13 protein-coding genes are annotated in these 8,931 nt (G+C 48.2%); 11 read left to right on the forward strand and 2 right to left on the reverse strand.

Translation table 11 applies throughout. From position 1 onward, the window contains the following. Positions 1–19: 19 nt before the first annotated feature. The 11 genes from PHH59_RS04650 (at position 20) to PHH59_RS04700 (ending at position 7,514) form a co-directional block, all read left to right on the forward strand. The gene (locus PHH59_RS04650; protein WP_300011965.1) at positions 20–493 is read left to right on the forward strand and encodes a NifX-associated nitrogen fixation protein; all 474 of its coding nucleotides are present in this window, start codon (positions 20–22) and stop codon (positions 491–493) included. A gap of 13 nt (positions 494–506) precedes the next feature. After that, positions 507–719: a CCE_0567 family metalloprotein gene (locus PHH59_RS04655; protein WP_300011968.1), complete on the forward strand. Its 213-nt coding sequence runs from the start codon at positions 507–509 to the stop codon at positions 717–719. Positions 720–732: 13 nt separating this feature from the next. Then, positions 733–1,047: a ferredoxin III, nif-specific gene (gene fdxB, locus PHH59_RS04660; protein WP_300011971.1), complete on the forward strand. Its 315-nt coding sequence runs from the start codon at positions 733–735 to the stop codon at positions 1,045–1,047. A gap of 346 nt (positions 1,048–1,393) precedes the next feature. Beyond that, the gene (locus PHH59_RS04665) at positions 1,394–1,717 is read left to right on the forward strand and encodes a (2Fe-2S) ferredoxin domain-containing protein (protein ID WP_300011974.1); all 324 of its coding nucleotides are present in this window, start codon (positions 1,394–1,396) and stop codon (positions 1,715–1,717) included. Beyond that, positions 1,717–2,214, forward strand: a complete 498-nt coding sequence (locus PHH59_RS04670; protein ID WP_300011977.1) for a hypothetical protein — start codon at positions 1,717–1,719, stop codon at positions 2,212–2,214. The genes PHH59_RS04665 and PHH59_RS04670 overlap by 1 nt, the downstream gene beginning before the upstream one ends. Continuing rightward, entirely contained in the window at positions 2,214–2,588 is a 375-nt protein-coding gene (locus tag PHH59_RS04675; RefSeq protein ID WP_300011980.1) for a hypothetical protein, read from the forward strand. The genes PHH59_RS04670 and PHH59_RS04675 overlap by 1 nt, the downstream gene beginning before the upstream one ends. Before the next feature lie 34 nt (positions 2,589–2,622). Beyond that, positions 2,623–3,198 (forward strand): hypothetical protein, encoded by a 576-nt coding sequence (locus PHH59_RS04680; protein WP_300011983.1) that lies wholly within the window; start codon positions 2,623–2,625, stop codon positions 3,196–3,198. 332 nt (positions 3,199–3,530) lie between these two features. Continuing rightward, positions 3,531–5,249: an ATP-binding protein gene (locus PHH59_RS04685; protein WP_300011986.1), complete on the forward strand. Its 1,719-nt coding sequence runs from the start codon at positions 3,531–3,533 to the stop codon at positions 5,247–5,249. Positions 5,250–6,033: 784 nt separating this feature from the next. Continuing rightward, entirely contained in the window at positions 6,034–6,339 is a 306-nt protein-coding gene (locus PHH59_RS04690; protein WP_300012004.1) for a rhodanese-like domain-containing protein, read from the forward strand. Then, on the forward strand, positions 6,339–6,776 hold the full coding sequence (locus PHH59_RS04695; protein WP_300011989.1) for an ankyrin repeat domain-containing protein: 438 nt from the start codon (positions 6,339–6,341) through the stop codon (positions 6,774–6,776). The genes PHH59_RS04690 and PHH59_RS04695 overlap by 1 nt, the downstream gene beginning before the upstream one ends. A gap of 24 nt (positions 6,777–6,800) precedes the next feature. After that, positions 6,801–7,514, forward strand: a complete 714-nt coding sequence (locus tag PHH59_RS04700; RefSeq protein ID WP_300011992.1) for a dinitrogenase iron-molybdenum cofactor biosynthesis protein — start codon at positions 6,801–6,803, stop codon at positions 7,512–7,514. A gap of 353 nt (positions 7,515–7,867) precedes the next feature. Here PHH59_RS04700 and PHH59_RS04705 read toward each other — a convergent pair whose 3' ends face one another. Continuing rightward, positions 7,868–8,584, reverse strand: a complete 717-nt coding sequence (locus PHH59_RS04705) for a retropepsin-like aspartic protease (protein ID WP_300011995.1) — start codon at positions 8,582–8,584, stop codon at positions 7,868–7,870. 3 nt (positions 8,585–8,587) lie between these two features. Continuing rightward, positions 8,588–8,931 (reverse strand): aldo/keto reductase (locus PHH59_RS04710; protein ID WP_366904574.1); only part of this gene is annotated, 344 nt, incomplete at its 5' end.

Below are 8,931 nucleotides of genomic sequence, written 5' to 3' on the forward strand. Positions count from 1 at the left end.
AACCAAAACGGAGAAACCCATGAGTACAGCCACCCTAGTCGTATCTGAAGACGATGCCAATTTAAGTTCTGACATCGTTAAAGATTACATCAAACAATTACGCGCCATCGACACTTACGACACATACGCGGGTTGGTCGGAAGCAAAAATCATCGACCCGGTGGTGTTGACCAAAGAGCGCAAACAAGGCATACCGGTGATCGGCGACCCTGATGAAATCACCATCGCCCGTCTGAAAGCCTATTACAACTCGATAGCCACCTTGATCGAGAAAAAAACCGGCCTGATGGCGGCGCCCATTGTGCATCTAAGCCACGAAGGTTTCGGTCGTGCCTTGGTCATGGTCGGCAAATTGATCGTGGTCGATAAAATCTTGCGCGACACCCATCGCTTTGGTTTTGCCAGCCTGGAAGATTTGGTCGAGAAAACCGATAAAGTCATCGAAAAAGCCTTGGGGTTGATTGAAAAATACAACGCCGCTGCGACTGACTAACAAGAGGCCCGCCATGTCTGACGATTTAAAAAACTTGGAAAAAGAAGTCAAAAAAAACAAACGCTTGGCGAGTGAGCAGGCGATGGAATTGCACGACCTGATTGAAGACCGTTTGCCGGATGCTTACGGGGAACTGATGGGCATTGCCCAAGCGACTTACGATGCTTGCAAAGCCTGGGATGAAGCCAACAAAAAACTGCTTGCCGCGCAAGCGGCAACGGCCTGAGAGGAGATAAGCCATGTCTGATTTTGTAACTGGCATTACTTTCGGCGGCACGGTATGGACACCGGCTTATGTCACCGACATCAACGCTAAAACCTGCATAGGCTGCGGACGTTGTTTTAAAGTCTGTCCGCGTGATGTGTTTGATTTGGTTGAAAAATCTTCAATTATGGAAGACGATGATTTTGATGATGATTATGGCGATTTTGAGGACGATGACGAGAACATGGTCATGACCATCAAAAATGCCTTGGATTGTATCGGCTGCGAAGCTTGCTCAAAGGTTTGCCCGAAAGATTGCTTCACCCACGAACATAAGATTGCCGCGTAATAATTTTTTTCCACGAAATACACGAAAAACACGAAAATTTGTCTCGTTCCCACGCAGAGCGTCACTGCCCACAGTTAAGAGTTTAATTTAATTAAAACAATGTATTACGAATTTGTAGGTCGGGTCGCCTAATGCGCCTACTGTTGGTAGCGATAGCGTAACCCGACCTACAATTGATATTAACCACAAAAACATAATCGTAACCGCATGAATATTAATATTTATTCCTTAACTGTGGGCAGTGACGCTCTGCGTGGGAACGATACAAGAGGTGTGGAAACGTACACGATACAAACTTTCGTGCCTTTCGTGTATTTCGTGGACAAACCCTTAGAGGATAAAGATCATGCCTAGACCCGAAAAACACGTTTTTGTCTGTACCCAAAACCGTCCGCAAGGCCATCCTCGCGGCTCTTGCGCCAGTTCCGGCTGCGCCGAAGTCATGAACGAGTTCATGAACGAAATCCAAGCCCGCAACCTGTTTGAAAAAATTGGCCTGACCAACACCGGCTGCATGGGCCCATGCAATTTGGGGCCTAGTGTGTTGGTTTATCCTGAAGGCGTGATGTACGGCGGTTTGAAAAAAGATGATGTCAAAACCATCATTGAGCAACATCTGATTGGTGGCGAGCCTGTCGCCGCGCTGATGGTGCCCGCCGAGGTTTGGTAGTGGCTACCGTCAGTTTACTGGACGAAAGGGTGTTGTTTAGCCCGGACATCCCGGTCGAAGTCAACCAGCTTTTGCAAGCGGCGGTAGCGGCGAGCCAGAGGGATCAAAAACGTGCGGAAAGCCTGTTTTTACAGGCACAGACATTGGATCAGCGGTGTTTGCAAACTTATTTCGCGCTGTATAAATTTTATTTTTTCCAAAAGCGTCTCGCCGATGCTGAACGGATAGTTTTGGCAGGTCTTGAGGAATCAGCAAGTCAAGGTGGCTTTCCTAATGATTATCGTCGGCTCGCCCAAAACGGGCAAAAATGGGATTTATATGCCAATGAAACCACGTTGTTTTATTTGTACACCCTAAAGGCGTTGGCGTTTATCAAGTTAAGGCAAGGTTATGATATAGATGCGAAATTGGTTTTGTCGCATCTTAAACAATTGGACCCCAAAGACTTGTCGGGCGCGTCGGTCATTATGGATTTGGCGTCGGGAGCGGCCGACTAATGGATTTGGCTGAACATATCATCGTAAACCGCCCGCTGGCAGAATGTGTTTGCCAGCGTTTGTGCGAAGAAATCAATAAATTGGGTTTTGCGGCAAGCGACATCCGCCATTTTCCCCGATATGACGAGGCGCGTTTCGAACTGGTCAAAGACCCTTACACAGGTGTCCTCAACATGAGTTGCTATTGGTTTGATACCGACAAAAATCAACGCCTGGGACGCTTGCAGTTCAACAGCGACGGCAGTTTTTACGCCGAATACGACATCGTCAAACCACATCCGGGCAAAGCAAAATGGTTTGTTGAAGGCGTCACCGCCTGGGGCCAGGCGGACAATATTAAGGCCGAAGCCAAATTGTTGCCCATATCACAATAACCCATCACTTTTACCAAAATATAAGGAGAAATCCATGCTATTAGAAGATTACCAAGCCCAAGGCTTGCTCACTGTCACCCTTGTCAACGGCGAAACCAGCACCAAAGGCGTGTATGCGTATCGCGGCGATTTGGTGCTGAAAGAAGGCGAGAAGTGCGAAAGTTCATCCAACCCGAATGACCGTAAACCGCCGGAAGCCTTGCTGATCCATTCCGCGTTCATCGTCGAAAACGACAAAATCGTCTTCCTCAACGGCTTGCTGACCAAACTGGATTTATTGCCCATGTTTGTCGAAAAGTACAAGGCCGACATTGCGCCAAATTGTATCGCCTTGATTTATGTGGAAAACATCGCCAAAGCCACACAAGTCGAATTGGCAGGTGTGACCTACAAATTGCTGCCATTCAAAGAAGGTTTGGTGTGGAATGAAATATTGGAAGAACTGTATATTGAAAAGCACGAACTGAAAAACCAATCCGCTGAAGACAAGGTCGCCGTTGCTTATGCCGCCGCCAAATCGTACAAAGCTAAAGGTGCGGTGGTGTCTTATGAAGAAGCCGAAGCCAATACGATTGTCGTCGTGAAAGATATGTCGGGCGGCGCGATTTAGTTATTGAATTATGCTGGTTCCCAAGCTCCTGTTTCACTGCCCACAGTTAAGAGATAAATTATAAAAATCAAATAATTACAATAATGTAGGTTGGGTTAGCGATAGCGTAACCCAACAGCGTAGCGGTGTGCCGCTCCTATGTTGTTGGGTTACGGCTACCGCCTAACCCAACCTACAAAAAAATGTTTCTCAAAAGACAACATACATACATACATACATACAAGTAATTGATTATTGACGGATATACCTTAACTGTGGGCAGTGAAGCTCCTGCTTGGGAACGAGCAAAAACAGACATTTCCCCCTTCTCCACCCATAACCCACGGGTCTCTATGAAACTGCAAATCGAACGTAAGCATGTAGAAGCCCTGGTCAACGAATTCCCTCGGCTGGCAAGCTTGCAAGATCAACTGCGTTTCGGCAACAAGGCCGAAGTGCCGTTCCAAAACCTGTCCAACACCGAAGTCAATTTCCTGCAAGTGCTTTACCAAAATGACGGTATGGCAATGCAAGGCCAGGCCGCGCAATTATCGACCTTGCAACAGGCGATGAACGATGACTCCGTAAGGTTCGGTGAAGACGATTTGGAAATGTTGCTGCCCGCCATCGCCCGTTATCTGATCAACAGTGCCATACGCGGTTGGCTGTTCCAGGCCAATGTCGCCGGAAAACCGATGGCCTATTTGGTCACGCGCTTGGATTTTACGCCGTCGGGAGAGGAGGAAACCGGGCGTGTCACCTTGGAGTTGAAAGCCAATGCCAAAGGCAAGGTCGCCATTTCAACCGTCACGATCCGCGCCCGCGACATCGTCAATAAAACCGTGACTGAAATTTTCATGGCAAAAGGCTTTCTTAAAGAAACGCCTGAGTTGATCTGCACTTATGACGATGCGGCAGGGCGTTATTTTGACTGGTGCGGGCAGTCCGGCACCCAGTTTTTGGGCAAGGGCACGGGCTTTTATGCCGAAGACCCCACCGCCACGCACCGCAACACCGATTGGGCGCGTAAAGACGTGGTGGTGTTGTCCACCGAAGGCGGCAACGCGCGTTTAGTCTGCGATGAAAGCATCCTCAGCGAGCGGGCGTTGACCGCCGATGCCAAAGGCGACATCCTCGCCAAATATCTGCGCAAAGCGGCAAAAAGTGCCCGCTACAACGGCAAAGTCGAAAATGAAGTGGAAGCCACGCAAACGGAAATCCCCAAAGGCCTGTTCACCGAATTGCCGGTACATTGTTATTTGCTGATGTTCCATCTGGAACTGCACCATCATTTATGGGTGCATGTGAACGACATCACGCCTTACCGCTATCAACCGGAGTTGAAACAAAAACTGATACTGCGTGAAGAGCAGATTGATTTGATTGACATCCTGACGGCGGAAATGGACGTTCTGATGGATGATATTGTCGAAGGCAAATCCGGCGGCACCACGGTGTTGTGTGCAGGCCCTGCCGGGGTCGGCAAGACCCTGACCGCCGAAGTCTATTCCGAAATCATCAAGCGGCCTTTATACCGTGTCCATTCCGGTCAATTGGGCCTGAATGTCGGGGAAATGGAAAAAGCCCTGAAAGACGTATTGACCCGCGCCCAACGCTGGGGCGCGGTGATGCTGATCGACGAGGCCGATGTCTACATCAAACGCCGCGACAACAATATCACTATGAACGCCGTGGTCGGCGTGTTTTTGCGGGTGCTGGAATATTTCAACGGCTTGCTGTTTTTGACCACCAACCGCGTCGATGATATTGATGAAGCCATTGTTTCCCGCTGTATCGCCCTGATCAAATACTATCCGCCGGACAGCGAAGCGCGGGGCAAAATTTGGGAAGTCATGGCGGGGCAATTCAACCTTGGTATTGACGCGCAGTTGATCGGGCAATTGGTGCAGGTGTTTCCAGAAGCGACCGGACGCGACATCAAGGGCTTGTCGAAACTGGTCGCCAAATATTGCCAGTATAAAAATGTATTGCCGACGTTGGACGTGTTCAAGCGTTGTTCCATATTCCGAGGCATGGATTTGGAAAAGCCGCTGGCTATTGCACCTGATTAAAAACACTCAAACGCGGCGTATGTATTCCGTGCATATTACGAAAGCCCCATTTAGGATTTGGCTAAAAATAACTTCCCTGAACCATTCTTGAAACTCTAGACCTGACGGGTTTCAAAAACCCGTCAGGTCTTAATATCAGGAAGTTATTAATGGCCAAATCCTTAGTAACGTTGCGTCGATACTTATCCTGCGGTAGCCCCGGCTTGCCCCCACTGCCATTAAGTTAAGGAATATATTTTTATAATCAATTGATTACGATTGTCATGTATGAAACATTTTTCGGTAGGTCGGATTAGCGGTAGCGTAACCCGACAGCATCCGAATGGTAATTGTTGGGTTACGCTACCGCTAACCTAACCTACACTATTGTAATTATTTGATTTTTATTAATTATCTCTTAACTTAATGGCTGTGAGGCTTGGCCTGGGTACAAGTAAATAAATTTATAATTATTGGCATCATTCATGCTTAATAATTTCTGTACATCAATTTCATGTTATTTTCTCGTAGGTTTATTGCCGTTGGCATCCTATTTTTTTCGAATAGGATGCTTTTTTTTGCCCAAAATTTACGCTAAAACATAAAAACCAAGGTGTTTTTTGGTGTTGGCAAATAACTTGCTTCATATTCTATGTGCGTTAAGTCACGCACATAGTGGCATTAATTGACAGAAATTTACAATTAATGGCAACAATTGCCTTTTTATTGTTAGCTTTGCGACAATTTTCCCGTTAATTCTTCACCTTTTCTCGAGGCATGACCTTTTAAAGCCATTGATATGAGCATAAAATTTAAAACCCTCTCCATCGCCGATTCAAAGACCCTGATTAAGGACGCAAAACCGATGATTTTGGATTGCCGGGATCTAAAAGATTATAAGGCCGGACATTTAGAAGATGCGCTACACGTCCATGAAGGCTTAAAAGAATCATTGGTCAAACGTGGTGATAAGCAGCGTAGTTTATTGATTTATTGTTATTACGGACACGCCAGCGAGCATCTTGCCGAATTTTTTAGCGATTTCGGTTTTAAGGATGTTTATAGCTTGGAAGGCGGTTATTCCCGTTGGAAAGAGCAACATCAAGCATGATGAAATCTGAAATATGGGATTGGTTACAAAATAACTATTTCTCTGTGACCCAACCGACCTTGCAGAACAACTCAGGTATTTGGCCTTTAATTCTGGCAAGCCAGCAAGGGTGTTGCGATGTGGTTAATTTTCTGCTCGAACAGCAGGCGGCTATGGACGTTCTCGATCGCTATGGCAACAACGCCTTATGGGCGGCTTGTTATGCTGAAAACAGCGGCTGTATTGATGCGCTGATCCACGCAGGCATTGACATCAATTACCAAAACTCCGCCTCTGGGGCGACGGCCTTAATTTATGCCGCTTCCAGCGGCAGGGAAAAAGTTGTCGAACAACTCTTGGCGGCGGGTGCAGATCCAAAACGTCAAACCCACGATGATTTTACGGCCTTGGATTTAGCCCCCACCCGCAAAATACTTAAACTTTTATCCCAGCTTTAAACCAGCTTTAACAAGGAGATTGAAATGGACGCATTACCCCGTGAGCTCGCCCTCCGCATTGCCTTGGCATCGCGTATTTTGCCAGGCGTTGACGTACCCAGATTGCTGGAGATACTCCATGAGCGCGTCGGCTCGCCTTTGGATGATGAAAAACTCAAGTCCATCACCGTCACCAATTTAAAGACCGGTTTGGGCAGCTTGGACGGTGAAGAAGACGGTGAAGACATTGGCATCGGTCTTGCCAACATCAAACTGGCGGTGCGTTTTCTGTGGGGTGACGAAGCGGAAGATGAAGATTTGCCGGAAATCCAACTTTATAAGGATGGTGACATGCCCGAATCCATCCGCGTCGCCATCGGCTCCAACAGCGGCGCGTTGGTCAACGGACATTTTGGTTCCTGCATACGTTTTTTGGTTTATCAGTTATCCGAACACGATTGCCGGTTGGTGGACATACGCTCGACCATCGAAGCCGATAGCGCGGAAGACCGCAACCTGTTCCGTGCCAATTTGATTAAAGACTGCCATGTCATGTTCGTGCAATCCATAGGCGGCCCGGCGGCGGCCAAAGTCATACGCGCGGACATTTATCCGATCAAAGTGCCGGATGTCATCGAAGCGGTGGAGCAATTGAAGGAGTTCCAGAAAGTGTTTGCCGCGCCACCACCGTGGTTTGCCAAGGCTTTGGGGCGTTCAGCCGAAGAAAGTGTACGCTTTGCCCATGACGTGGGTTGCTAGGCCGCTATTGTTCATTCCTTTTTGGAGTGCGGTCATCTTGACCGCAACTGGCGGGCAGGATACCTTTATGCCCCGGAGGATTCGCGCTCCCTCCCGCTAAAAACCGAAAACGTGAGCGTTTGAAGTATCTGCCTGAAAACGCGCGGGACAGGGGTTTCATACGCATCAAGCCAAGGTATTTTTCCACGAAAAATACGAAAATTTATCTCATTTTTTTTCGTGTTTTTCGTGGACAACTATTATGTAAACTATGAGATTTCTCCTTGGCTTGATGCGTATGAAACCCCTGTCCCGCCGTGGGCCTTCAAATTCTGTTCCATCATCTTTTTTTAGTATTTGCGCAACCGGCACCATTATTTCTTAAACAAGGTGATCAACTGCGATTTGTCATCAATGTTGACTTGGTAACGCCCTAACACGCTCATCCCCAACAGGCGGTTTTCGCCTAACAGCTTGTCCGCAATAAAAGCCACTTCGACGTTTCCAACCGTTTCCCCGGCAATTTTCAGCTCCTGCAACACACCGATTTTCGCGTCGGTCGCGCCGTTGGCGGTTTGCATTTTTTGGTTTGAAAATGGGAAATCGGCAAGCCCTAATGGCGTAATCATGGATTCTGGCAATACCACTAAATCCGCCCCGGTGTCGATGACCATATCCAGAGTTTGCCAAAGCCGCCCGTCACCTGACAGCGACACGGACACCATTAAGTGATTGCCTTCCAAACGGGTGGGCAACACAATCCGCTCGACTTCCCGCTTTTGTTTTTTATTGAGTATGACTATGCGTTCAAGCTGGCCTTTGGCGTTACGGTTGGCGATGTGGTTGTAAGCGGATAAAAGCTGTTCCAGTTGCTGTTCCAAGCCGCCACGGGCAAAGGCTTTAGGCTCGTTTTGGATGTTTTCCAAGCCGTTGATTTGGATGTGCATTTGCTCTTGTAACGTCTGGAGTTGCCCAAACAAACCGCCGCCGCCATCATCAGCATCTTGCGCACCGGCGTTTACTGCGCCCAATACGGCAAAAAAAATGAGCCATAAACGCAATGGCTTGCTGGCTGAAATGGGGTTTGCCATGAGTCAATTACCTAAAGCAATCTGTTCAACCACCGCCATGTCGGACGGATTGAGTTCCAGCCCGTAACTGGCGAGATCGGCGCCCATGTGCTTTTCGCTGCTAGTCCCGGTCAGCGGCATCATGCCCAATTGCAAGGCAAACCGGAACACCAGTTGCGGCATAGTACAACCTAGCCGTTTGGCGATGCCGGCAATCCCGGGTTTTTGTAATTCCGTTGCATTCGCGGTCAGCAGGGAAAAGCCTTGGTAGAGGGCGTCATTTTCCCGGCATAGCTGTCGGATTTGGGCGTCCCATTGGCTACGCGCGTAACAACGGTTTTGCACGAACGCGGGCTTAATTTCCGCCT

The sequence above is a fragment of the Methylovulum sp. genome (genome assembly GCF_028687615.1).
Classification (GTDB): Bacteria; Pseudomonadota; Gammaproteobacteria; order Methylococcales; family Methylomonadaceae; genus Methylovulum.

Bases quoted from the DNA above. Each gene is read 5' to 3' on its own strand.
- PHH59_RS04675 (WP_300011980.1), top strand. From the start codon at position 2,214: ATGGATTTGGCTGAACATATCATCGTAAACCGCCCGCTGGCAGAATGT.
- PHH59_RS04655 (WP_300011968.1), top strand. From the start codon at position 507: ATGTCTGACGATTTAAAAAACTTGGAAAAAGAAGTCAAAAAAAACAAA.
- PHH59_RS04650 (WP_300011965.1), top strand. From the start codon at position 20: ATGAGTACAGCCACCCTAGTCGTATCTGAAGACGATGCCAATTTAAGT.
- PHH59_RS04680 (WP_300011983.1), top strand. From the start codon at position 2,623: ATGCTATTAGAAGATTACCAAGCCCAAGGCTTGCTCACTGTCACCCTT.
- PHH59_RS04700 (WP_300011992.1), top strand. From the start codon at position 6,801: ATGGACGCATTACCCCGTGAGCTCGCCCTCCGCATTGCCTTGGCATCG.
- PHH59_RS04665 (WP_300011974.1), top strand. From the start codon at position 1,394: ATGCCTAGACCCGAAAAACACGTTTTTGTCTGTACCCAAAACCGTCCG.
- PHH59_RS04705 (WP_300011995.1), bottom strand. From the start codon at position 8,584: ATGGCAAACCCCATTTCAGCCAGCAAGCCATTGCGTTTATGGCTCATT.
- PHH59_RS04695 (WP_300011989.1), top strand. From the start codon at position 6,339: ATGAAATCTGAAATATGGGATTGGTTACAAAATAACTATTTCTCTGTG.
- fdxB (WP_300011971.1), top strand. From the start codon at position 733: ATGTCTGATTTTGTAACTGGCATTACTTTCGGCGGCACGGTATGGACA.
- PHH59_RS04685 (WP_300011986.1), top strand. From the start codon at position 3,531: ATGAAACTGCAAATCGAACGTAAGCATGTAGAAGCCCTGGTCAACGAA.